Here is a 23631-nt window from a genome sequence, read left to right as displayed (position 1 = left end):
TAATTCGAGAGTAAATTAATGACCACAGCACACTCTGAACGTATGCATATGCCCGTGCTGGCATTGCGTGACGTTGTTGTTTATCCGCACATGGTAATCCCACTTTTTGTTGGCCGGGCGAAATCCATTAAATGTTTAGATGCGGCCATGGATAACGACAAACAAATTTTCCTGGTTGCCCAAAAAGATGCCACCTTAGACGATCCTACAGAACAGGATTTGTATCGTATTGGTACCGTTGCGACGATTTTACAATTATTGAAATTGCCAGACGGTACGGTAAAAGTGTTAGTTGAAGGGGGTAAGAGAGCGCAACTTGTCGAGTTTACCGAGACTCAAGACAGTTTTGCCGCTTACATTGATCCCGTAGCAACGCAGGATATTGACAGTCGTGAGCAAGAAGTGTTTTTACGCTCAGCGATTAATCAGTTTGAAGGCTACATTAAGCTGAATAAAAAAATTCCGCCTGAAGTTTTAACGGCCTTAAGCGGTATTGACGATGGTGCTCGTTTAGCCGACACCATGGCAGCGCATATGCCATTAAAGGTTGAAGATAAACAAAAAGTATTAGAGCTGACCAATGTTACCGAGCGGCTTGAGTATTTAATGGCGATGATGGAAAGCGAAATTGATATTTTGCAAGTTGAGCGCCGTATTCGTAGCCGCGTTAAGAAACAGATGGAAAAAAGCCAGCGCGAATACTATTTAAATGAGCAAATGAAAGCGATACAGCGTGAGTTAGGCGAGTTAGAAGATGCGCCAGACGAGTTTGAAACGCTATCGAAAAAAATTGCTGAAGCAAAAATGCCTGCCGATGCCGAAGCAAAAGCGCGTGCCGAACTGCAAAAGCTAAAAATGATGTCGCCTATGTCGGCTGAAGCGACAGTGGTGCGTAGCTATATTGATTGGTTAACCCAAGTACCATGGCAAGCACGTTCAAAAGTGAAGAAAAACCTGGCCGCAGCAGAACAAATTTTAAATGCTGATCACTATGGCTTAGATAAAGTGAAAGAACGCATCATTGAGTATTTGGCGGTTCAGCAGCGTGTAAACAAATTAAAAGGCCCAATTTTGTGTTTGGTTGGTCCGCCAGGCGTGGGTAAAACATCGCTTGGGCAATCTGTTGCCAAAGCAACAGGGCGTAAGTACGTTCGTATGGCCTTAGGCGGCGTGCGGGATGAAGCCGAAATTCGTGGTCATCGTCGTACTTATATCGGCTCGATGCCGGGTAAAATTATTCAAAAGATGGCTAAAGTAGGGGTGCGTAACCCGCTATTTTTACTTGATGAAATTGACAAAATGGCGTCAGATTTCCGCGGTGATCCTGCAGCTGCGTTATTAGAAGTGTTAGATCCAGAACAAAATTCAGCATTTAGCGATCATTATTTAGAAGTAGATTACGATCTGTCTGATGTGATGTTCTTCGCGACCTCAAACAGTTTGAATATACCCGCGGCCTTGTTGGATCGGATGGAAGTGATTCGTTTGTCAGGCTACACCGAGGATGAGAAGCTTAATATTGCTAAGCAGCACCTTATCCAAAAGCAAGTGAGCCGTAATGGTTTGAAGCCGTCAGAAGTTCTGATTGAAGATAGCGCAGTGGTAGGGATCATCCGTTATTACACCCGTGAAGCTGGGGTGCGCAGTTTAGAACGCGAAATTTCTAAATTGTGTCGTAAAGCGGTTAAACAGATTTTATTGAACAAAAACGTCAAGCAAGTTGTGATCAACGAACAAAACCTAGAAGAATTTTTGGGTGTACATCGTTATGATTATGGTAAAGCTGAAGACAGTAATCGCATTGGTCAGGTAACGGGTTTAGCTTGGACGGAAGTCGGTGGAGACTTACTGACCATAGAAGCTGCGGCGGTAGTGGGGAAAGGCAAACTGACATATACCGGCTCCCTAGGCGATGTGATGAAAGAGTCGATTCAAGCCGCGATGACCGTGGTTAGAAGCCGTGCTGAAGCGCTGAGAATTAACGAAGATTTTTATGAGAAGCGCGATATCCACGTTCACGTGCCTGAAGGCGCAACGCCAAAAGACGGGCCAAGTGCGGGTATTGGTATGGTGACGGCGTTGGTTTCAAGCTTAACCGGTAACCCTGTACGAGCCGATGTGGCTATGACGGGCGAGATAACCTTACGTGGTGAAGTTCTGCCGATTGGCGGCTTAAAAGAAAAGCTGTTAGCGGCACATCGTGGTGGTATTAAACGTGTGTTAATTCCCCACGATAACATTCGGGATTTAAAAGAAATCCCGGATAACGTGAAAGATGCTATCGAGATCAAAGCTGTAAAGTGGATTGACGAAGTATTAGAATTCGCCTTGCAAGAGCCGATTGCCCGCGTTACACCGCTAAATACGGTAAAAAATGCAGCAAAAAGCAAAAAAACCGAAAAAAATCCGGTTTAGGGGCTTTTCATTCGCGGTAGCTGTGCTAAGTTATTGGCAGTTTCGGCCAAGCCCTTGTGTAGCAAGGGCTGCGGTCAAAGCCAAAATTATTAGTTTTCGCGTTTCTGCTGCTTGCAAGCAAAGTTGTTGCTTGTTATAACACGCGGGCAACCACTTAGACTAATAGCTTGCCGTTGTAGAAAATAATAACAATTGAAGGGGATGATATTGTGAACAAGTCTCAACTAATCGACAGAATTGCTGCGAATGCAGATATTTCTAAGGCCGCAGCAGGTCGTGCTTTAGACGCGTTCATCGACGCTGTTACCGAAGCTCTTAAGGAAGGCGACTCAGTAGCTTTAGTTGGTTTTGGCACCTACGCCGTACGTGAGCGTGCTGCTCGTACTGGCCGTAACCCACAAACTGGCGCTACTATTCAAATCGCTTCTGCGAAAATTCCTTCTTTCAAGCCAGGTAAGGCGTTAAAAGACGCTGTAAACTAACAGAATCCTCTCCGGCGCGCCGGGCGGGTTTCTTAAGCCAGCAGACAATGCCAAGGCTTCTATAAAAAGGGCGCATCTGTTAAGATGCGCTTTTTTTTTAACACAACATGTGTGTCACTGATAACAGAGAAAGAGCAAAGATGTTAGAACGAATCAGAGAAGGCTCGCAGGGACTTACCGCTAAGATTATTCTTGGTTTAGTGATCCTGACATTCGCCCTAGCTGGTGTTGGTAGCTATCTTAGCACGCCAACCGAAGCCGTTGTGGCCGTAGTAAATGGGGAAGATATAAGCCAAGCAAGCTACGATCAGGCATTGCAAAATGAGCGTGCCCGTATGCAACAGCAGTTTGGCGAAATGTACGATACGCTCGCCGCCGATCCGGCTTATATGGCCAGTTTCCGCAGCGACGTGCTTGAGCGTGTTATTGATGACACCTTACAAAAGCAATTTGCTCGGACATTAGGTTTGCGAGTAGGGGATGAGCAGGTAAGACAAACCGTTACCAGTTTGCCAGAATTTCAAATTGATGGTGTGTTTAGTACTGAACGCTTTAATGCTTTATTACGTCAAGCCGGCTATCAGCCAGCCCAATTCCGGGAGATGGTTAGAGAAGACTTATCCACCGGTCAATTGATGCAAGGTCTTGTTGGTAGCGAGTTTGGTCTAGCTTCTGAAATCAATTTATTGCTGTCGCTGCAACAACAAACCCGCGATCTGCGTTATTTCACCATAAACGCCGCGGCGTATGCAGAAACTGTGTCGGTGACGGATGAGATGTTGCAAAACTATTATCAGCAAAATATTGCCCGTTTTATGACGCCAGAACAAGTGGCTGCTGAATTTGTTGAGCTGTCTGCGGCAACGTTAGCGCAAGATATCGAGTTTACGGCACAACAAATAGCAGAGTACTATGACGCTAATCAAGCGCGTTTTGGGAAAGCGGAGCGCCGCGAAGTCGCCCATATTATGTTAGAAAGCGACGCTGAAAATGCTGAGATTGCAGCGAAAGCGGGCAGCTTATTAACAGAATTACAAAACGGTGCGGATTTTGCTGAATTAGCAAAAACTCACTCGTCAGATACGTTCTCTGCTGAAAATGGTGGTGCCTTGGGTGAGTTAGTGGCTGGGCAAATGGATCCCGCGTTTGAAGCGGCAGGGTTTGCTCTAACGCAACAAGGTCAACTATCAGAAGTGATCAAAAGTGAGTTTGGCTACCACATTATTAAACTTACGACGTTTGAGCCTGCGGTAACGCAACCCTTAAACGAGGTTCGTGCCGAGATTGAAACATTAATCCGTCAAGAACAAGCAACGGCCTTGTTTTATGATTTACAACAACGCTTGGCACAAGTTGCGTTCGAACAACCCGATAATCTAGATGAAGCCGCCGAAGTCTTGGGCGCGCAAGTGCAAACAACCGACTTATTTAGCCGTGATACGGCAAGCGGTGTTTTAGCCCAACCAAACGTATTAAATCGTTTATTTGATCCGCGTTTCATTAGCGAAGGATTAAATAGCGACGTACTGGAACTGGCCCGTGAGCACGTGGTGGTGGTGCGGATTAAAACCCATAATCCAGCGCGTACTCAAAGTTTAGACGACGTTAAAGAGCAGGTAACGGCTGCAGTACGCCAAGATGCTCAGGCGAAACAAGCGCTGGCACGTGGTGCAGAGTTGTTAGCTACAGGCGTCTCGTTGGCTGATATGGCGACGCAAGCCAATGCTGAGATTGTTACCGCAGCTGCCGTGTCGCGCTTTGGTGGCGAGCTTAATGCTGAGGTACGGAGTAAAGCCTTTGCTATGCCAAAACCTGCTGAGGGTGCTAGCAGTGTTGATTCTGTGCAGTTAACCAATGGCGACGTGGTGGTAGTATCCGTTGATAATGTCACGGCAACTGAAGTAACGGCTACGCCAGATGCCAGCCAATTAGAAGCGATTTCACGTCAACAAGCTGAATTGCACTACCAAGCTCTTTTAGCGACCTTAAAATCACAGGCTAAAATTACCCGGCAGTTACGCACGACAGAACTTACTGAAGCGTTTTAATCACGCGAGCTGTACACATAAAAAAGGGAACTCCGGTTCCCTTTTTTTATGTGTAAAATCGGTAACAACCATCATACGATATATTGCGCGTCTACGTTTAGATGCAATCAAGGTTTAGCTGCAATCAAGGTTTAGCTGCAATCAAGCGCACTTAAGGATTGCGCGCATTGTTGTAGGCTTAACTCAACATCAATGCCTAGTATTAACATGCCTATGGGGGTTGCTGGGATAGCGGGAGTTGCGTTAGCGTCTCGCGTATTGCTATTTATGGTGTTATCAGCAGTTTCTTTATTACCCCTTTCTTTATTGCCTGCAGTTTTATCGTCGGTTTTTATCTCGTACAGGGGGATACTTAAATGGACGAGAAAGCGTTGGGTTGACGCATCAAAACTTACTGCATCAAAATAGTAAGGCTGTAACGCCTGCACCGCTTGCTGAAATTTTGCTTCATCACCTTGCCAATAATCTGAGGTAATTTCACTAATAGCGACATTACGGCCTTGTTGATCCATTAACATGATTTCAGCCACCTGACCAGAAAACTGTTGCTGCCAAGTGTGTAAATATTTAGATAAGGGGCTTTGCTGCATACTGACGGCTAAACCCGAAATATTAAGCGCAAGCTCATCTGCCCACTGCTTATCAAGTAACGTCAGTTGTTCTTCACTAGACGGTTGGCTATTGGCCTCTTGTACGGCAGAGACCAGGCGAGGGTCTTGGCTGAGTTGTTCCGCGGCAATAAACAGCTGGTTTTTAATTTGCACTTTTTCTCGTTCAGATAGAGCAAAGGGCGTTTGTGTGCATAATGGAATATTGTGATTGAAAGCGGCCAGAAAATCGGGTTTTTCTTGTAAGTAACGGCTTGAAAAGTAGACCCCTAACGGCACATACCGAAAAAAGTCGCTACTATAGGCCTCCGTGGTAAGTTCGACACGTTCGGCGATTTCTGCAAAGGTTTCCAGATCCATCAGTACCGTATCGATTCTTTTGCGTTTTAATACTAACAAGAGCTCTTCTGCCGTATTCACTTCTACAGTCGGTGTGATCCCCAGGCTCTCAAACCATTTTGCTTGATGGCTACCACGTACCACGCCGTATTGCCTCATTTCTTTTGGTAAGCGCTGTGCAGAAGGAGCGACGAACCAATACCAATTTTCTAAGTATAATGGCGCTGATAATTGCCCAAAAGGTGACATTTCGTTTAATAAAATAGCGGTGTAGTACCCGTCGATACGCTGTAATCGCAACTCTTGTCTGGCGCGCAGCCATGGCATGTCTAGCACGTCGTAAGGCTGGCCAACATTCTGCATAATGCATCTAATTTGGTGATGCGCCGAGTTGTTTTGTGCTTGCGGTATGTTAGTACCCAATTGCATAGGGGACGATAAGGCGATCAACAGCGCAGAAGTTAGCATCAGTTACCTTGTATAAAACATGTTGTTTTGATCAACGCATCTAACTTTACGGTTTATAAAGCGCTGTTGATCAGCTTTTTTGTATAGTCGTGTTGTGGGTTTGCAAACACTTCAGCGGTAAGACCCGAATCGGCTGCTTGCCCTTGATATAAGACTAACATCTCGTCACTGATATGGCGCACAAGTTGTAAATTGTTGGTAATCAGCAAATAAGCTAGGCCATCTTGCTGTTGTAGCTCAAGCAATAAATTGACAATTTGTGCGCGCAAAGAGGGATCTAACGCCGTTAGTGCCTCATCGAGAATAAGGAGTTTTGGATCTAAGATCAAGGCTCTGGCTAAGGCAACGCGCTGCAGCTGACCTCCGGAAAACATATGCGGATAGTACTCGGCATGCTCATCTAATAAACCCAGTTGCTTCAAAGTTTTTCGTATTTTTACGCGGCGTTGCTCTGCATCCAAGATGGTGCTAAAGCGTAAAACGTCTTCCAGCATTTGCCCCACTTTTTGCAAGGGATTAAGCGAGCGACCTGCATCTTGAAATATAAAACGGATGACATGGTTATATTTTTTATAATTACTTATATCGACTTGCTCACCCGATAGTTTGATGATGCCGCTGTCGGGTTTTTCAATCCCAACTAACAGTTTTGCTAAAGTACTTTTACCTGAGCCAGTTTCGCCTACAATCGCCAACGTTTTGCCGCTATGTAAACGAAAACTCACATTGTTTAGGGCCGTGACTTTTTTTCGGGTTATGCCACGTTGTTTATAATAATTTTTACCAAGCCCAGAGACTTCCAACAATATACTCATGATTCGTCTCGTTTTAATAAAGGAAAATGGCAACTGTAGTAGTGATTCTGTAAGCGTTCTAAGTTAGGTGTTTTTACACACTCTTTACGGGCATTCGGGCAGCGGGGACCTAAACGACAGCCGATAGGTAAGTGCTGGAGGGTGGGAATACTGCCAGGGAGTGCGTACAAAGGGCTTTTAGGTAATAAGTCTGGTTGAAACTCGGGCACACTTTTAATTAACGCATGGGTGTAGGGATGAAAGGGGTGTTTTAATATGGCAGTGGTATCGCCGCTCTCAACTAATTGGCCACAATACAGCACACTTAAATTTTGGGTATAGCGCGCCACACTCTCTAATTCGTGACTAATCAATAATATCGCCATACCTTTTAATTGATTAAAACTGGCCAATAAACGGAATAACTGCGCTTGCGTGGTGCTTTCAAGCGCGGTAGTTGGTTCATCGGCAATCAACAATTTGGGGTTTTTGGCAATCGCCATAGCGATCATCACCTTTTGGCAAATCCCTTCTGACAATTGATAGGGATAACTTTGCATAATATTTTGATGATCGCGAATACCCACTTTATGCAGTAAGGCAATGGCTTTTTTCTTACGCAAAAAGGGTTTTTGCCACCAATAGCCATCCAGCAGTGACGTAGGTATTGCCTCTTCTAATTGTTCACCCACTAATGCCGTTGGATCTAAACTGCGACTGGGTTCTTGATAAATCATCGCGATATCGCGGCCAATAATTTTCCGGCGCTGCTCTGCACTCACTTGCAGCATATCTTGGCCCATCCAACTAAAGCGATCAGCGGTAATGCGCCAACGCCGATTTAAAACGCCTACTATGGCTTTTGCGACCAAGCTTTTCCCTGAGCCTGATTCTCCTACTAAGCCACGCGTTTCGCCTTCACGTAAGCTAAGGCTAACGCGATCGACCGCGCGAATGAGACCGTCGGGGGTTTCTAGTTCAATGGTAAGGTTTTTAATATCCAGCAATAACATCAGCTTTCCCGCCGTTTCTGAATAGCCACTTTTAACCCATCTCCGACTAGATTAACCGACAACACTGCAGCAAAAATTAATAACCCCGGTATGGCTACGCTAACAGGGGCAACATAAATAATATCGAGAGAATCGCTGATCATGGCTCCCCATTCGGCAATAGGCGCTTGTGCGCCTAATCCTAAAAAACCCAGTGCAGCAATATCTAAAATGGCCGTCGACAGTGCCATACTGCTTAAAACGGTAATTTTCTCCCAAATATTTGGGATAATAAGACGGGTTAATACTTGCCAATTATTGGCACCGTCTAATCGATAGGCGGTGACATAATCTTGCTTGAGTTGTTCGGCGATAGCGTTTCTGATCCCATGCACAAATTGTGGTAACAGCGCTAAAATGACCGCCCAAGCGGTATTTTCAAGCCCCGGCCCCAGCACAGCAACGATAATGATAGCCAGTAGCAAAGAGGGTATGGTTAAAATAAGATCGAGCAGATGATTAAAAAAGCTCGATTTCACGCCACGGCTCATACCCGCTAATGCCCCCAAAGCCAAGCCTGCTAGTAAACTGGCTAATACCGTCAGTAATGCCAGTCCAAAGGTATAGGTCGTCCCTTTTAACATCCGCGAGAGCAAATCACGGCCTAAGTCGTCTGTTCCAAAAGGGTACTGTACTAACCCTTGCTCAGTCCAAGAGGGAGCGAGCAACAGTAAATTATCGGCTTGCAAATACGGATCATGTGGGGTGATAAAGGGCGCTAGTACGCTTAAGCTTAAAAAGGTGCTAAATAAGATTAAGCCAAATAATGCACTGTGTTGTCGCGAGAACTCACGCCATAGTTGAGCCAGCGGAGAGCGGTTATTTTCATCCAGATAAAGCCGGAATTTTGCCATGTTAATACTTCCTGGCCAGCGGATTAAAGAAGGTATGCATAATTTCCGTAAGCATATTAATGGTAATGACCAGGGTAGAGATAATCATCAGCCCAGCTTGAATTGCCGGGAAATTACGCTGGTAAATACTATCAATTAGCCAGCGCCCAATTCCTGGCCAAGAAAAAATCACTTCAGTTAACATCGCTAGCGTAATGAGGGTACTAAACTGTAAACCAATTTGTCGGATAACCGGCAAGAGTGCATTGCGTAAGCCATGTCGATACAAAACTTGCAGCCGGTTAAGCCCTTTTGCTTTGGCGGTTTTAATGTAATTTTGCTCCCACACATCCAGCATGGCATCGCGAACAAAGCGGATCATCACTGTGGTCGGATAGGTTGCGAGTACTAGGGTGGGCAAAATCAGATGTCGAAATGCATCCATCAAAGCCGCATCTTGATAATGGGTGTTGGATAGTAAAATATCCACTAACATAAAGCCCGTGAGGGTGGGAATTTCATATAAAACGCCCAAGCGCCCGCCGGAAGGCAGCCATCCCAACGTTACAGAGAACAACATAATTAGCAATAATGCCCACCAAAAAATAGGTAACGAATAGCCCACCAAGGCCATACCTGAGATACTTTTGCAAAAAAGATGATTAGGTTTCATTGCGGCCAAGATCCCTAAGGGAACGCCAATGAAAAACGACAGTAACAATGCGTACGTCGTTAACTCTAGGGTAGCAGGAAGCACTTGCCATATTTCGTTCAGGAGTGGTTGCTGGCTAGAAAAAGATAATCCCCAATCACCTTGTAGTACACGCGTTAAAAAGGCTACATACTGGGTGGTATAGGATTGATCTAATTGATACGCCTGTATCAATTGTTCACGCTGCGCGCTATCAATGTAGCGTAAGCCAGTAAAGTTTTGTAACGGATCGCCAGGAAACAAATACCCCAGACTAAAAGCAAAAATACTTAACCCTAACAAAACCGTACCAAGCAGAAACAGACGTCTCAATAAAAAAATTATCATGGGGTGATCCGCCTTGCACCAAACAACGCAATACCACCATAGGGGTTTACGCTTACCCCTTCAACATTCACGTTTATGGCTTGGAAACGTTGTGAATGTGCAATAGCCACTAAGGGCTTTTGTTGATGCAGGTATTGTTGTGCTGTAATGTAGTAGCCTAATCGTTGTTGTTGCTCGCCAGTGCTTAAGGCTTGATGCAATAATTGATCAAACACCGGATCGCACCATTGTGCACGATTACTGCCGCTGTCGGCTGCTGCACAACTTAATAACGGACGGAAAAAGTTATCAGGATCGGCATTATCCGCCGCCCAACCAATAAGCACTGAATCATGTTCTCCATCGGTTAGTTTACGTCGAAACGTATTCCATTCATAACTCACAATATTAGCCGTTACGCCAATTTGCGCTAAATCGGCTTGAATCAATTCAGCCATTTTTAAAGCGTTTGGATTATACAGGCGCTGCACGGGCATTGCCCAAATATCCATGCTAAAGCCTTGGCTCAATCCCACTTCCGCCAATAATGCTCTGGCTTGAGCAGGATCATAATTAGCAGCAGGTAATTGCTGATCGAAGGCCCATGAGGTAGGGGGTAAGATCCCTTTCGCCGCAGTAGCTTGATTAAAATACACTGCTTGTAAGATGGCGCTTTGATTAATAGCCAGTGCTAAAGCTTGCCGTACTTTCACCTGATCAAAAGGGGACTTTTTGGTATTAAAAGCCCAAAATCCCACATTCATATTAGTGCTTTCTTGCACTTTGACATCAGGGCGTTCAGTAATGAGCGATAATTCAGCTAAACGGGGAAAGGCAACAATATCACACTCATGAGTGAGCAGTTTTGCCATCCGTCGTGCATTATTTGGGACAATATCAAACACCAATTGCTCCATTGCCGCAGGGCCTCGCCAATAGGTAGGATGGCGATAAAGGCGGACTAACACATCTTTTTGATATTCTTTAAAGTGAAACGGGCCGGTACCGATGGGCTGCGTATCTAATCGCTGTGGTTGGCCTTCAGCAAGGAGTGAGGCGGCATATTCAGCGGATAATACTGGCGCAAAATCGGTCGCTAAATTGGCCAGAAATGAACTATCAGGTCGATTTAATTCAAAACGCACTTTATCTTCGGCAATGGCTGTAACTTTATTGACTAAGTTTGCCCAATCGACACTTTGAAAATAGGGATAAATCCCGCCGCCTAAAAAATGATAGGGATGGGTGGGATCCATAATACGATTAAAGGTAAAAACAATATCGTCTGCGACTAGCGGTCGAGTTGGCTTGAAAAAATGCGTGTGATGAAAGGCAACATCTTGGCGTAAGGTAAAATCGTAAGTCATACCGTCAGCAGAACGTTGCCATGCAGTGGCTAGCGCTGGCAGTAAATTACCCGTGTTGGCATCGATATCCAGCAAACGGTCGTACAATTGCTGGCTCACAATGTCGATGGTCGTCCCTGACGTCACCCGTTGCGGATTAAAATTTTCAGGGGGACCTTCGGCACAGTAAACTAAACCTGTTCGGATGGTTTCAGGTTGTTCTGGCTGACATGCGCTTAAACTTAATGCGCTAAATAAGGCAAAAATACCCAGTTTGTTCACTGTTGGCTGTCCAGTAGTTGGTATTTTTTCATATAACCTCGTAGTTGATGATAGGTCAATCCCAGAATATCAGCGGTTTTTTTCTGATTAAATTGGCTAGCTGCCAACGCTTGCTTAATTAAATTGATTTCGAAGTCTTGTGACAGTGTTTTAAAATCTAAACCGGAAGAAAAATCCAGATCCGGTAACGGTGTTAACGCTGCTGGCAAAGGTAAAGCCGTGTTTGTTGTAGGCGCTACCGGCGGCATCGTCACAGATTTGGCCGGTGTTCTTATCCGTTGTTTCGGGCGAAACGCCGATTCAAAGGGATCTAACTGGATATGATGTACAGGCACATAGGCATTGTTATTACGATAAACTGCTCGCTCTACCACATTCTTTAATTCTCGAACATTACCTGGCCAATCATAGTCAAGCAGCGTTCTTTTTGCCCGTTCAGTAAAGCCACTGAAGAGTTCTAAGCCAAGCTCTCGCACCATATTCATGGCAAAATGTTCGGCTAATTGTAAGATATCCTCACGACGCTCTCGCATCGGTGGCAATGTGATCACATCAAAGGCTAACCGATCTAACAAGTCGGCTCGAAACTCGCCTTGCTCGGCCATTGAAGGTAAATCTTCATTGGTGGCACAAATTAATCGCACATCAACGCGAATAGGTCGGCTGCCGCCCACCCGTTCAAATTCACCATACTCAATTACCCGCAACAGTTTCTCTTGTACCATCGCAGGCGTATTGGCTAACTCATCTAAAAACAATGTCCCGCCACTGGCGCGTTCAAAACGGCCTTCATGGCGTTTACTCGCCCCAGTGAAAGCGCCTACTTCATGACCAAATAATTCACTTTCCAACAAGTTTTCGTTTAATGCCGCACAGTTGAGCGTTTGGTATTGCTGATCCCAACGTTTCGATAAAAAGTGTAAACGGGCGGCAATTAGCTCTTTACCCGTGCCACGTTCACCAATGATCAGTACAGGTTTATCAAGTGGGGCAAGTTGCGATACTTGATCGAGCACATTTAAAAAGCTATTGGCTTGGCCAATCAGGTTATCTTGTTGGTACTTTCGATTCATAGCGGCTACAAGTTAGTGAAATCTGCTAATTAATAGTGTATTTCATAATTGCTCAAGGCGACAGCGCTATTTTGAAATAAATAAACACTATATAAATCAATTTCTTAAAATAATAAAACAAGTTGGCAAGAAACCTGAATAGTAATATGTGTCTACGACATTCCAACTAACTAAGAGGTAATTATTATGGGTATTTTTTCACGCTTTTCCGATATCGTGAATTCTAATCTGAATGCCTTACTCGACAAGGCCGAAGATCCCGAAAAAATGGTGCGCCTGATTATTCAGGAAATGGAAGACACTTTGGTTGAAGTGCGTTCATCATCAGCAAAAACCATTGCTGAGAAAAAAGAGTTACAGCGATTAGTTAGCCGTTTAGAGGAAGAAACGGCTGATTGGCAAGCAAAGGCTGAGCTAGCATTATCTAAAGAGCGTGATGATCTGGCACGGGCTGCCCTTATTGAACGGCAAAAAGCAGCCGATCAAGCGCAAGCCGTTAATCGGGACATTGCCAATTTAGATGAACATATTAGTAAATTACAAGACGAAGTCGGGCAGCTACAAGAAAAGCTGGCCGATGCCAAAGCGCGGCAAAAGAGCATGTTGATGCGTCAGCAAACGGTCGCCAATCGGTTAGAAGTCAAGAAAACGCTTGATAGCAGCCGGATCAACGATGCGATGTACAAATTTGAGCGGTATGAACAAAAAATCGATTCTTTAGAAGCACAGGTTGAATCGTATGATTTGGGCAAGAAAAGCTTAAAAGATGAGTTTGCTGAATTAGCCGCGCAAGATAAGATTGATAATGAATTGGCCGCCTTAAAAGCCAAGTTAAATAACCCACAAAAGACGCCTGAGTAGGGCGTCTGTACTAACCAAGGACTGAGCGATGGATATTCATGAGATTATTTTTGTGCCTCTGATCTTATTTATGATTTTTGTGGCACCGCTGTGGGTGATCATGCACTACCGCAGTAAAAATAAGATCTCGCAAGGGTTAACTGAAGCGGAGTTAAATCAGTTAAATGCATTAACCCTTAAAGCAGAGAAAATGGCTGAAAGAATTAAAACCTTAGAAGCCATTTTAGATGCGGATAGCCCAAGATGGAGAACTCAACATGATCAGTAAAAAAGGTGAACTGCTTCGAGACGACGAAAACGGCAAAATTGCCGGCGTATGTGCGGGCATTGCAGACTATTTCGGTTGGGAACTGTGGTTGGTACGTATTATTACGGTCTCAGCTTTCTTTCTGGGTGGCGCAGGTATCGTTTTTGTACTGTATATTGCTGCATGGGTGGTGCTTGAAAAAAAGTCTAAGGCGGCGAGATCGCTCGCCGCAGGTTCCGGACCTGTCGCCTATGCGGATCGCCCAGTAGAGCTAAAAACGCGCGTATGGCAACGGGGCGAGTCACCAAAACAAGCGCTAGCGCATCTAAATCATCAATTTAACAGTTTAGAGTTAACCTTGCGTGATATGGAACGGCACGTTACGTCTAACCGCTTCCAATTAAATCGGGAATTCAATAATCTGTAATCGATGTATTTTAAGGAAAACGGAATAACATGAGTTGGTTAGAGGGCATACATTATCAGGGCCGGCAGTGGGGTAACCGCGCCCTGGATCGTCACTTAAGAGTGGGCGTTACCGGATTAAGTGGAGCAGGTAAAACAGCATTTATTACCTCACTCGTGCATCAATTAACGCTAGGCGATCAGCCGGCGCATTTGCCTTTTTTTTCGGTAGTCGCGCAACAACGTTATTTGGGCGGGCGCTTAGCCAGCAATCAACCCTTGTCGTTGCCTCGTTTTCCTTATGAGCATAATTTACGCCACTTACAACAGCGCCCTGCAGCATGGCCGCCGTCAACCACGGGATGGAGTCAACTCAATTTAACCTTGCGATATAAACCTGCCCATGGGGTGCGCGCACGGTTACAAAGCCACAGTGAGCTTAATCTGGAGTTGATTGATTATCCTGGGGAATGGTTATTAGATTTACCTATGCTACAACAAGATTATCAGGCGTGGTCTCACTTTTGCTGGGCGTTGTTTGCACAACCACATCGAGAAGCGCTCAGTCGCGTTTTTGCAGAGCGGTTACGCCAAGCCGATCTTAATAATCTTGCTGAGCTTGAATTACAGCAGTTAACCGATGCCTACAGCGCGCTGCTGCAGGAATTTCGCGCACATGCCGGCACCTACTTGCATCAACCTGGACGTTTACTCGTACCAGGCGAATTAGCGGGTGCGCCGATGTTGCAATTATTTCCTTTATTACCTGAGCAGCTCTCTGCTCCCTCGCCATTGCTACAAAAGCTGACAGAACATTACAACAGTTATTGTGATTACGTAGTAAAGCCTTTTTATAAACAACATTTTGCCCGTTTAGATAGACAAGTGGTTCTAGTTGATTGTTTGTCGGCGCTCAATGCCGGTGAAGCCGCAATGCAAGAACTTCAGCAGGCGTTAAGATTAATTATGCAAAGTTTTCGCTATGGACCTGCCAGTGTTGTAGCGAGAGTATTTAAACCGCAAATCCATAAGGTACTCTTTGCAGCAAGTAAGGCTGATCATGTTACTCCAGAGCAACATAAAGCATTGACGTTACTGCTGCAGCAATTACTTCAGCAGCCAATCAAACATAGCCATTACGCGGCGGCGCAAAGTGAGGCGATGGCGCTTGCTGCCATCCGCGCAAGTCAAGCGGGCTATATAGAACAAGGCGGACAAAAACAACCGTGTATCCGTGGTTTTGAATTGGGTGCAGCCCAGCCAGTGACTTTATTTCCGGGCGATGTGCCAAGTACCCTGCCGACAGCAGAACTATTTAAAACACATCCTTTTCAGTTTCCGGCGCTCGCGCCAAGCACGCTGGATGTGCAGCAACCTTTACCCCATGTGCGTATGGATCACGCCCTTGAGTTTTTACTTGGAGATAAATTGCGATGAACCAACTCAAACCTGCACAACGGTTTTCGGCGCAGCATTGTGCCGAAGATGAGCCGGTCTTAGCGTCGCCATTACAACAACGACAGCAATTCACTGCCGAAGACTTTACCACGGAATCTGCGATTGTTGTGCCTGAAAAACCGCTGCGATCGCGTTCTTTCGGTTTCGTCGCTTGCCTAGCGCTAGGGCTACTGATTTTGATCAGTGTGTTGCAATGGGGACTATGGCTGCAACAAAGTTGGCAAGACAATATCATGATGGCATCGATCAACACGGTATTTAGTCTTGTCGTGTGCGTGTTATTGACCATGGTGGGCGTTCGCGAGTGGCGTTTATGGCGGCGGCTTCGTTTAAATCAACAATGGCAGCAGCAAGCCGCGCGTATTGCAAACAGTGTGCAATTTGGTGAAGCTTCTGCGCTTTGCGAGCAAATTTTACACGCCATGCCTGCTAGCGATACCCTCCAACAGGCCGCCACCCAGTGGCGCAGCGCCATCACCGCTGAGCATAGTGACCAAGAACAATTACAATTATTTGATACCGTGGTGTTACGCGATCTTGATAAACAAGCACAACAACTTATTCGCCGTGCTAGTACAGACACCAGTTTGGCCGTAGCTGTTAGCCCTTTTGCGTTAGCCGATATGGTATTGGTGGTATGGCGAAGCAGCCGTATGTTGCGTGCTCTAGCGGCACTTTATGGTGCGCCGGTAGGACAATTACGTAGTTTAGCAATGCTAAAGCGTGCACTAGCGGCTTTATTATGGGCTGGCAGTTCTGAACTTGCTTTAGATATGGCAAGCGACGTATTGGGCAGTGAGTTGACTGCCAAGCTTTCTGCTCGTGCTGGCCAAGGTATTATCGCGGGGCTGTTAGTTGGTAGGTTAGGTGTATTAGCGCAGCAACAATTACGTCCTTTGCCCTTAGTTAAGGCGCAACGACTTAATTTTACGGATCTAAGCCAAGCGCTTGTTGCGCGGTTTAACGCTAAGCCTGAGGCCGAGCGCCAAGCCTAAATTGCTGCTGATGTTGTTACAGCTTCTGAGTAATTGCGTATTAACGTCAGCCTATTTCAAGATGATCTTTTAATACTGACAACAAAAGCTGACAGTGTTATTTACGCATTTTGGTTAATCATGGATAGCAAGCCGTCTGGCTTGCTTCCTTTTTTTAAACTTTCTGCTATTGCTGTAAAGGTGAGTCATTAATCATCTTTAAAGAGTGTTAGCAATGATCAATAATAATAATGCGAATCTCGACACCCTGTGTATCCATGCGGGTAAAACCAAACAGCCTTATGGCGCTTTAAGCACACCGTTGTATCAAACCTCTACTTTCGTATTTGATAATGCCGAGCAGGGTGCTGCCCGTTTTGCGGGTGACGAAGCTGGGTATATCTATACCCGACTGGGTAATCCGACAACCCGTGAATTAGAGCTTAAGGTAGCGGCTCTTGAGGGCATGGCTGACGCTGCCGCAACCGCAACGGGTATGGGGGCAGTGGCTGCAGCAACCATGGCGTTTTTACAACAAGGCGATCATTTGATTGCTTGTAATACCCTTTATGGATGCAGCTATGCGTTATTTAGCCATCAATTCAGTCGCTACGGTATAGATGTTAGCTTCGTCGATATGACCGATCATCAGGCGGTGATCGATGCGATTAAGCCAACAACGAAAATGCTGTTTGCGGAAACACCGATCAATCCAAGTCTAGTAGTACTGGATCTGGCTTTTTTATGTGGGCTTTGTCAGCAACATGGCATCATCTCAGTTATCGACAATACCTTTATGACGCCATTGTTGCAGCAACCTGCCAAATTTGGCGCAGACATTGTGATTCATAGTGCTACAAAATACCTTAATGGCCACGGCGATGTTGTTGCGGGGATCATTATCTCGGATGTTGAGAAAATTGCAGCGATAAAATTAACGACGCTCAAAGATATGGGGGCCACAATTAGTCCGCATGATGCCTGGTTAATTATTCGAGGTTTAAAAACCTTAGCGGTTCGTTTACAGCGTCATTGTGATAATGCGCAACAGGTTGCAGAGTATCTCGCGGCGCATCCAGCCGTTGCAATAGTGCATTATCCTGGCTTGCCCAGCCATCCCGGTTATCGGTTTATTGGCAACCAAATGCGTGCAGCAGGGGGCGTGCTGGCGGTAGAGTTAAAAGCCGATTTAGCAGAAAGCCGCCGGGTTATTAATCGCTTTAAGCTTTTTAGTTTAGCGGTCAGTTTAGGCGATGCTGAGTCACTGGTGCAGCATCCAGCGTCAATGACCCATAGCCCCTACACAGCAGCAGAACGCGCTAAAGCCGGTATTAGTGATGGTTTGATCCGCTTATCGATAGGCTTGGAGCACATTGACGATATTTTGGCAGATTTGCAGCAAGCATTAAGTATCATCCCTGTAGCGCAGGCTGCGGTTTCGGCGGCCCAGGAAGCAACACCGGCTTAACTGTACGCTATACTTTACGCTCACCATCACGGCTTTTCACCGTGATGGGATTAACTCCTGACGGACTATCCTCTAGTATCAGCGCTATAAACGCGCTGACCGAGCCTCTCTTAGAATAATCTCGGCAGCATTGCGGCTTTAGCCGCCTTGTTAAACCAACAGGTAGTGTATGACTAAGACCAGTAAATATGTGTCACGTCAGTCGGATGCCAACGGGATCATCCACTGGAGTGCTGAAGAAAATCAAATTTGGCATGAATTAATCAGCCGCCAACTTAGTGTTGTGGAAGGAAAGGCGTGTTCAGAGTTTATGCAAGGCTTGGACAAGCTGCAACTGCCACGCGATCGCATACCGCAGCTGGCCGAAGTGAGCAGTGTGTTGCGGGCTACGACAGGCTGGGAGTGTGCAGAAGTACCGGCGCTAATCAGTTTTGATAAGTTTTTTGAATTGTTAGCCAATAAGCGTTTTCCGGTGGCCACATTTATCCGAAGCCGTGAAGAATTTGATTACCTGCAAGAACCTGATATTTTTCACGAGATTTTTGGTCATTGTGCCATGCTAACCCATCCTGCTTTCGCTGAGTTTACGCATATGTATGGCAAGCTAGGGTTAGCTGCAAGTAAACAAGATCGCGTGTATTTAGCGCGTTTGTATTGGTTTAGCATTGAGTTTGGTTTATTGAATACGGCAGATGGCCTACGAATCTATGGTGGTGGTATTTTATCATCGCCGGGTGAGACGCTTTATGCCTTACAATCAGACGTACCAGAACGTTTGCCGTTTGATGCCCTAGAGATGCTGCGCACCCCTTATCGGATTGATATTATGCAACCGGTTTACTTTACGTTAGATCATATTGATACCCTGTTTGATGCAGCGAAACTTGATATGATGGCATTGGTAAACCAAGCCAAAGCGTTGGGCTTACATGCCCCCAAATTCCCCCCTAAAGAAAAACAAGCAAGTTAGGATTAAGGCATGACCGAATTAACCAAAATGCAATGTGAGGCCTGTCGTTCAGATGCGCCTAAAGTATCAGACGCTGAGCTGCCCGAGCTAATGCGACAACTGCCCGATTGGACCCCTGTGGTGCGCGAGGGAGTGTTACAATTGGAGCGGGAATATAAATTCAAAAACTTTAAGCAAGCATGGGCTTTTCATGGCAAAGTCGCTGAGATGGCTGAAGCCGAAGGGCATCATCCTGCATTATTACTGGAATGGGGTAAACTCAAAGTTACTTGGTGGTCGCATTCCATTAAAGGGCTGCATAAAAATGATTTTATTTGTGCCGCTAAAACGGATGCCTTGTTAGCCAGTTAATATCCCCTAATCGGTAGGCTGATTAGCCTACCGAACGCCTTGTTCATATTTGTTTACAAAAAGTCTGGTCTGTTTCTCCTCATTTACCGTATCATGCTGCATCTCTTCTGCCAAAGGTGTAAGGCGGTTATGCGTTTAGAAATTCTCTGTCAAAATCGACTGGGTTTAGCCCAAGAAGTCTTAAATATCCTGGTAAGTTATAAACTGGATTTAAGAGGTATTGAAGTTGATCCGTCGTTAAACAAAATTTATGTTTCCTTTCCATCTGTGAATTTTGAGCAGTTTCAAGAGCTGATGGCCAAGATGCGGCGCATCAATGGCGTAGAGGATGTCAAAACGACGGCCTTTATGCCTTCTGAACGCGAGCATAATGAGTTATTAACCTTACTTCGGACATTGCCTGATGGGCTTATTGCGATCGATATAAAAGCCAATGTGACGGTAATAAATGATGCGGCGCTGGAGGCGTTATCTGTCGTACGCGAAGATATTGCCGGACAGTCGCTGCAAGGGATGGTTAAAGGCTTTAATTTTTTACGCTGGTTAGAGGGCGACGATGTTCTGGCCCAAACGCGCCGGTTTGAAATTCATAATAAGCGTTTTATTGCCGATATTTTGCCGGTATTAGTGCCTGATGAGAACGGCCATGAAATTTTAGCGGGCGCTGTGATTAATCTGAAATCAGAGAGCCGGTTGGGGCAGCATATGATTGCCTTTAAAAAAGGTGATCAAGAAAGCTTTAACAGTATTCAAGCTAGCAGCAATGTTATGCGTAAAGTGGTGCGTGAAGCGCGACGTATGGCGCAATTGGATGCACCTATTTTAATTATGGGCGAAACCGGCACGGGCAAAGAGTTACTGGCGCGAGCGTGCCATGCGGCCGGTAGCCGTCATACCAAACCCTTTTTAACGGTACCTTGTGCGTCAATGCCCGACAATGTGGCTGAGTCGGAGTTGTTTGGGTATGGTCCAAATGCGTTTCCTGGCACGACAGAAGGTAAAAAAGGCATTTTTGAGCAAGCTAATGGCGGCACGGTCTTCCTTGATGAAGTGGGTGAAATGTCGCATCAATTACAAACAAAGTTATTACGCTTCTTACAAGACGGCAGTTTTCGACGAGTGGGTGAGGAAAAAGAAGTGCGGGTAGATGTACGCGTACTGTGTACTACCCAAAAAGATTTGCCAACGATGGTGCAAGAACATAAGTTCCGCGAAGATTTATTTTACCGGCTAAATGTCCTTACACTTAATTTACCGCCTCTGCGCGAGCGCAAACAAGATGTGGTGCCACTTGCCGAGTTTTTTATAGCGCGTTATGCCGCACGTTTGGGGCGTAAGCCGCCAAAGCTTACCGAAGGTTGCTGCCAGTTTTTACAACAATATCCTTGGCCTGGTAATGTTCGCCAATTGGAGAATGCGTTATATCGTGCCGTAACCTTGTTGGATGGCAGTGAGCTGGATAAGCATCACTTACAATTGCCCAGCTATACCAGTGACTTTGGTTACCTTGAACAAGATTTTGATGGCACTCTTGATGAGGCGGTTAAACATTTCGAAGCTAATTTGCTGCGAAAGCTGTTTCCTGCTTATCCAAGTTCACGCCAGTTGGCGAAAAAGTTAGGCTTAAGTCATACCGCTGTGGCAAATAAGTTGCGTGATTACGGTATTAACCGCAAGAGCGTAAAGATTTAAGTACGAATTCGTGCGAAAAGCTGTACTTTGCAAAGGCCGCCAGCCACGTCTGGCGGCCTTTGCTTTTGTGAAAGTAAAAAAACGCCCTTTTTGTATGACTTAATGTACATTTAGGCGCATCTTGCAGCCTCAGGCTGTTACACAAACGACTCTTTCTTTTTTTTGGCGCTGGCGCATCATATCGTCATTATTACGCAATGCGTTTGTAGATACGACAGGAGTAACGGCATGACCGATCATATTAATCCACTGGGTACCGACGGCTTTGAATTTGTAGAATATACTGCCGCCGATGCTGAAGGCATTCAAAAACTAAAAGATCTGTTCTTTTCGCTCGGTTTTACCGAAGTGGCTAAGCATCGTTCGAAGCAAGCTTGGCTTTACAAACAAGGTGATATCAATTTTATTGTTAATGCCGAGCCCAATTCACAGGCCGAAGAATTTGCCCGCAAACATGGTCCTTCGGTGTGTGCGATGGCATTCCGAGTAAAAGATGCCGCTGTTGCGTTGGCACATGCATTGGCAAATGGGGCTAAAGAATATAAAAATCAAATTGGTCCAATGGAATTGAATATTCCAGCCGTGTACGGCATTGGCAGTAGTTTGCTGTATTTTGTAGATCGTTATGGTGCAAGCTCAGTGTACGACATTGATTTCAAATACTATGACAATTGGCAAGTCAGTATGTCGCGTCATGGCGTTGGCTTAGAAGTGTTGGATCATTTAACGCACAATGTTATGCGCGGCAATATGAACTTATGGTCTGGTTTTTATGAGAAGATCGGTAATTTTCGTGAGATCCGTTACTTTGACATTGAAGGCAAACTAACGGGGTTAGTGTCTCGAGCCATGACAGCACCTTGCGGTAAGATTCGTATTCCGATTAATGAATCATCAGATGATAAATCACAAATCGAAGAGTTTATTCGTGAATACAAAGGCGAAGGTATTCAACATATTGCCTTAACGTCAGACAATATTTACCAAACTGTACGCACCTTACGTGAGCGCGGTATGGAATTTATGCCAACGCCAGAAACCTACTACAATAAAGTTGATGCGCGCGTTGAAGGACACACTGAAGATCTGGAACAATTACGTGAGCTGCGTATTTTAATTGATGGCGCGCCGATGAAAGACGGTATTTTGTTGCAGATTTTCACTAAAACGGTGATTGGTCCAGTATTCTTCGAAATTATTCAACGTAAGGGTAATGAGGGCTTTGGTGAAGGTAATTTTAAAGCCTTGTTTGAATCTATCGAAGAAGATCAAATTCAACGCGGAGTCTTAAGCAATGCGTAAATGGGCATCCTTTCCGTTAAAAGAAGGCGATATTTCTCGGCAAGCCCATGCCGATTTTCCAGAGCGGGCAATTTATGAACGTGAAGCAGGGCGCAGTGGTTTTTTTGGTCCGGCTACACATTTCCATCATCAACATGCGCCTACCGGTTGGAGCGATTGGCAAGGCCCATTAAGGCCGCGCTTATTTGATTTTAATGCGTTGACTGAGAACACCAGCGCCTCGCCTTGGTCTGTTCCGAGTTTATTACATAATGCGCATTGTCAATTTCGAACCTGGCGCTTAAACGAAAATATGCCACGTTTAGCACGCAATGCCGATGGTGATGAGCTGTTGTTTATTCATGAAGGTCGCGCTGAGCTGTTTTGTGATTATGGGCATTTAACATTACGTGATGGCGATTATGTGGTGATCCCACGTTCCACTATGTGGCGTTTGGAACCGCTTGAACCCATGGTTGTGTTGCTCATTGAAGCAACCAATGATAGCTATCAATTACCCGAAAAAGGGTTAGTCGGTAATCACGCTATTTTTGATCCCGCTATGCTTGACACACCAAAGATCGATGCGGCTTTTCAGGCTCAATATAGTGAAACAGCGTGGCAAGTTGAAGTCAAACGCCATAATCAGGTGTCGCTGATCACTTACCCATACAATCCATTGGATGCGATTGGTTGGCATGGCGATTTAGCCGTGATGCGTATTAACTGGCGAGATATTCGGCCGTTGATGAGTCATCGTTATCATTTGCCGCCTTCAGCTCACACAACCTTTGTTGCGCAACGTTTTGTGGTGTGTACTTTTGTGCCGCGGCCAATTGAAAGCGATCCTGGTGCATTAAAAGTGCCGTTTTATCATAACAATGACGATTATGATGAAGTGCTGTTCTATCATGCGGGCGACTTTTTCAGTCGCGATAATATTGAAAAAGGCATGGTGACCTTTCATCCAGCAGGTTTTACGCATGGCCCGCACCCGAAAGCGTTTCAAGCAGGTCGAGAATACCGAAAAAAATTCACTGATGAAGTGGCCGTAATGTTAGATACCCGAGACGCTTTAGTCGTTGGTGACGCGGCACTAACTACTGAAAATCCAGCCTATGTTAATAGCTGGCAAGTTAAAGCATAAGCGGTCGATTAAGGATAAA

21 protein-coding genes are annotated in these 23631 nt (G+C 45.5%); 14 read left to right on the top strand and 7 right to left on the bottom strand.

From position 1 onward, the window contains the following. Positions 1-18 precede the first annotated feature (18 nt). The 3 genes from lon to IE070_RS01785 all read left to right on the top strand — a co-directional run bounded on the left by lon (position 19) and on the right by IE070_RS01785 (position 4945). Complete coding sequence (lon, locus tag IE070_RS01795; RefSeq protein WP_189479838.1) at positions 19-2415, top strand: endopeptidase La; 2397 nt, start codon at positions 19-21, stop codon at positions 2413-2415. 209 nt (positions 2416-2624) lie between these two features. Beyond that, entirely contained in the window at positions 2625-2897 is a 273-nt protein-coding gene (hupB, locus tag IE070_RS01790) for a nucleoid-associated protein HU-beta (protein ID WP_189479836.1), read from the top strand. Positions 2898-3037: 140 nt separating this feature from the next. Further along, the gene (locus tag IE070_RS01785; protein ID WP_189479834.1) at positions 3038-4945 is read left to right on the top strand and encodes a SurA N-terminal domain-containing protein; all 1908 of its coding nucleotides are present in this window, start codon (positions 3038-3040) and stop codon (positions 4943-4945) included. Between the two features lie 131 nt (positions 4946-5076). Here IE070_RS01785 and IE070_RS01780 read toward each other — a convergent pair whose 3' ends face one another. The 7 genes from IE070_RS01780 to pspF are packed head-to-tail and all read right to left on the bottom strand — an operon-like array spanning position 5077 to position 12758. Continuing rightward, positions 5077-6360 (bottom strand): transporter substrate-binding domain-containing protein, encoded by a 1284-nt coding sequence (locus tag IE070_RS01780; protein WP_189479832.1) that lies wholly within the window; start codon positions 6358-6360, stop codon positions 5077-5079. A gap of 53 nt (positions 6361-6413) precedes the next feature. Continuing rightward, entirely contained in the window at positions 6414-7175 is a 762-nt protein-coding gene (locus IE070_RS01775) for an ATP-binding cassette domain-containing protein (RefSeq protein WP_189479830.1), read from the bottom strand. Beyond that, complete coding sequence (locus IE070_RS01770; protein ID WP_189479828.1) at positions 7172-8167, bottom strand: peptide ABC transporter ATP-binding protein; 996 nt, start codon at positions 8165-8167, stop codon at positions 7172-7174. Before IE070_RS01770 ends, IE070_RS01775 begins: the two co-directional genes overlap by 4 nt. Next, a complete protein-coding gene (locus IE070_RS01765; protein WP_189479825.1) occupies positions 8167-9060 on the bottom strand; it encodes an ABC transporter permease subunit in 894 nt (297 codons plus the stop codon). Before IE070_RS01765 ends, IE070_RS01770 begins: the two co-directional genes overlap by 1 nt. Before the next feature lies 1 nt (position 9061). Continuing rightward, positions 9062-10078, bottom strand: a complete 1017-nt coding sequence (locus IE070_RS01760) for an ABC transporter permease (protein ID WP_189479823.1) — start codon at positions 10076-10078, stop codon at positions 9062-9064. Further along, on the bottom strand, positions 10075-11685 hold the full coding sequence (sapA, locus tag IE070_RS01755; protein ID WP_189479821.1) for an ABC transporter substrate-binding protein SapA: 1611 nt from the start codon (positions 11683-11685) through the stop codon (positions 10075-10077). The genes IE070_RS01760 and sapA overlap by 4 nt, the downstream gene beginning before the upstream one ends. Continuing rightward, entirely contained in the window at positions 11682-12758 is a 1077-nt protein-coding gene (gene pspF / locus IE070_RS01750) for a phage shock protein operon transcriptional activator (protein WP_189479819.1), read from the bottom strand. The genes sapA and pspF overlap by 4 nt, the downstream gene beginning before the upstream one ends. A 186-nt stretch (positions 12759-12944) precedes the next feature. Here pspF and pspA point away from each other — a divergent pair, with 186 nt between their 5' ends. The 11 genes from pspA to IE070_RS01695 all read left to right on the top strand — a co-directional run bounded on the left by pspA (position 12945) and on the right by IE070_RS01695 (position 23612). Then, positions 12945-13619 (top strand): phage shock protein PspA, encoded by a 675-nt coding sequence (pspA, locus tag IE070_RS01745; RefSeq protein ID WP_189479817.1) that lies wholly within the window; start codon positions 12945-12947, stop codon positions 13617-13619. 28 nt (positions 13620-13647) lie between these two features. Next, complete coding sequence (pspB, locus tag IE070_RS01740) at positions 13648-13887, top strand: envelope stress response membrane protein PspB (protein ID WP_189479814.1); 240 nt, start codon at positions 13648-13650, stop codon at positions 13885-13887. Next, positions 13877-14293: an envelope stress response membrane protein PspC gene (gene pspC / locus IE070_RS01735; RefSeq protein ID WP_189479812.1), complete on the top strand. Its 417-nt coding sequence runs from the start codon at positions 13877-13879 to the stop codon at positions 14291-14293. The genes pspB and pspC overlap by 11 nt, the downstream gene beginning before the upstream one ends. A gap of 29 nt (positions 14294-14322) precedes the next feature. Continuing rightward, complete coding sequence (locus tag IE070_RS01730; protein WP_189479810.1) at positions 14323-15708, top strand: YcjX family GTP-binding protein; 1386 nt, start codon at positions 14323-14325, stop codon at positions 15706-15708. After that, entirely contained in the window at positions 15705-16724 is a 1020-nt protein-coding gene (locus tag IE070_RS01725) for a TIGR01620 family protein (RefSeq protein WP_189479808.1), read from the top strand. Before IE070_RS01730 ends, IE070_RS01725 begins: the two co-directional genes overlap by 4 nt. Positions 16725-16938: 214 nt before the next feature. Next, positions 16939-18171: a trans-sulfuration enzyme family protein gene (locus IE070_RS01720; protein WP_189479806.1), complete on the top strand. Its 1233-nt coding sequence runs from the start codon at positions 16939-16941 to the stop codon at positions 18169-18171. 169 nt (positions 18172-18340) lie between these two features. Then, positions 18341-19141, top strand: coding sequence for a phenylalanine 4-monooxygenase (phhA, locus tag IE070_RS01715; RefSeq protein ID WP_189479804.1), 801 nt, complete (start codon positions 18341-18343; stop codon positions 19139-19141). 9 nt (positions 19142-19150) lie between these two features. Further along, positions 19151-19492 carry a 4a-hydroxytetrahydrobiopterin dehydratase gene (locus tag IE070_RS01710; RefSeq protein ID WP_189479801.1) on the top strand — a complete coding sequence of 114 codons (342 nt, stop codon included), beginning with the start codon at positions 19151-19153 and terminating at the stop codon, positions 19490-19492. A 129-nt stretch (positions 19493-19621) separates the two neighbouring features. After that, entirely contained in the window at positions 19622-21184 is a 1563-nt protein-coding gene (gene tyrR, locus IE070_RS01705; RefSeq protein WP_189479799.1) for a transcriptional regulator TyrR, read from the top strand. A 228-nt stretch (positions 21185-21412) separates the two neighbouring features. Next, positions 21413-22486: a 4-hydroxyphenylpyruvate dioxygenase gene (gene hppD, locus IE070_RS01700; RefSeq protein WP_189479797.1), complete on the top strand. Its 1074-nt coding sequence runs from the start codon at positions 21413-21415 to the stop codon at positions 22484-22486. Then, positions 22479-23612 (top strand): homogentisate 1,2-dioxygenase, encoded by a 1134-nt coding sequence (locus IE070_RS01695; RefSeq protein WP_189479794.1) that lies wholly within the window; start codon positions 22479-22481, stop codon positions 23610-23612. The genes hppD and IE070_RS01695 overlap by 8 nt, the downstream gene beginning before the upstream one ends. The last annotated feature ends 19 nt before the right edge of the window (positions 23613-23631 follow it).

Origin of the sequence: Alishewanella tabrizica (assembly GCF_014652375.1) — a bacterium.
Classification (GTDB): Bacteria; Pseudomonadota; Gammaproteobacteria; order Enterobacterales; family Alteromonadaceae; genus Alishewanella; species Alishewanella tabrizica.
This window is presented reverse-complemented; position numbering and strand designations above follow the sequence as displayed.

What these genes read in the sequence shown, in the direction of transcription:
- lon (WP_189479838.1), top strand. Translation starts at nt 19, where the DNA reads ATGACCACAGCACACTCTGAACGTATGCATATGCCCGTGCTGGCATTG.
- IE070_RS01785 (WP_189479834.1), top strand. Translation starts at nt 3,038, where the DNA reads ATGTTAGAACGAATCAGAGAAGGCTCGCAGGGACTTACCGCTAAGATT.
- IE070_RS01780 (WP_189479832.1), bottom strand. Translation starts at nt 6,360, where the DNA reads ATGCTAACTTCTGCGCTGTTGATCGCCTTATCGTCCCCTATGCAATTG.
- IE070_RS01775 (WP_189479830.1), bottom strand. Translation starts at nt 7,175, where the DNA reads ATGAGTATATTGTTGGAAGTCTCTGGGCTTGGTAAAAATTATTATAAA.
- IE070_RS01770 (WP_189479828.1), bottom strand. Translation starts at nt 8,167, where the DNA reads ATGTTATTGCTGGATATTAAAAACCTTACCATTGAACTAGAAACCCCC.
- IE070_RS01765 (WP_189479825.1), bottom strand. Translation starts at nt 9,060, where the DNA reads ATGGCAAAATTCCGGCTTTATCTGGATGAAAATAACCGCTCTCCGCTG.
- IE070_RS01760 (WP_189479823.1), bottom strand. Translation starts at nt 10,078, where the DNA reads ATGATAATTTTTTTATTGAGACGTCTGTTTCTGCTTGGTACGGTTTTG.
- pspF (WP_189479819.1), bottom strand. Translation starts at nt 12,758, where the DNA reads ATGAATCGAAAGTACCAACAAGATAACCTGATTGGCCAAGCCAATAGC.
- pspA (WP_189479817.1), top strand. Translation starts at nt 12,945, where the DNA reads ATGGGTATTTTTTCACGCTTTTCCGATATCGTGAATTCTAATCTGAAT.
- pspB (WP_189479814.1), top strand. Translation starts at nt 13,648, where the DNA reads ATGGATATTCATGAGATTATTTTTGTGCCTCTGATCTTATTTATGATT.
- pspC (WP_189479812.1), top strand. Translation starts at nt 13,877, where the DNA reads ATGATCAGTAAAAAAGGTGAACTGCTTCGAGACGACGAAAACGGCAAA.
- IE070_RS01730 (WP_189479810.1), top strand. Translation starts at nt 14,323, where the DNA reads ATGAGTTGGTTAGAGGGCATACATTATCAGGGCCGGCAGTGGGGTAAC.
- IE070_RS01725 (WP_189479808.1), top strand. Translation starts at nt 15,705, where the DNA reads ATGAACCAACTCAAACCTGCACAACGGTTTTCGGCGCAGCATTGTGCC.
- IE070_RS01720 (WP_189479806.1), top strand. Translation starts at nt 16,939, where the DNA reads ATGATCAATAATAATAATGCGAATCTCGACACCCTGTGTATCCATGCG.
- phhA (WP_189479804.1), top strand. Translation starts at nt 18,341, where the DNA reads ATGACTAAGACCAGTAAATATGTGTCACGTCAGTCGGATGCCAACGGG.
- IE070_RS01710 (WP_189479801.1), top strand. Translation starts at nt 19,151, where the DNA reads ATGACCGAATTAACCAAAATGCAATGTGAGGCCTGTCGTTCAGATGCG.
- tyrR (WP_189479799.1), top strand. Translation starts at nt 19,622, where the DNA reads ATGCGTTTAGAAATTCTCTGTCAAAATCGACTGGGTTTAGCCCAAGAA.
- hppD (WP_189479797.1), top strand. Translation starts at nt 21,413, where the DNA reads ATGACCGATCATATTAATCCACTGGGTACCGACGGCTTTGAATTTGTA.
- IE070_RS01695 (WP_189479794.1), top strand. Translation starts at nt 22,479, where the DNA reads ATGCGTAAATGGGCATCCTTTCCGTTAAAAGAAGGCGATATTTCTCGG.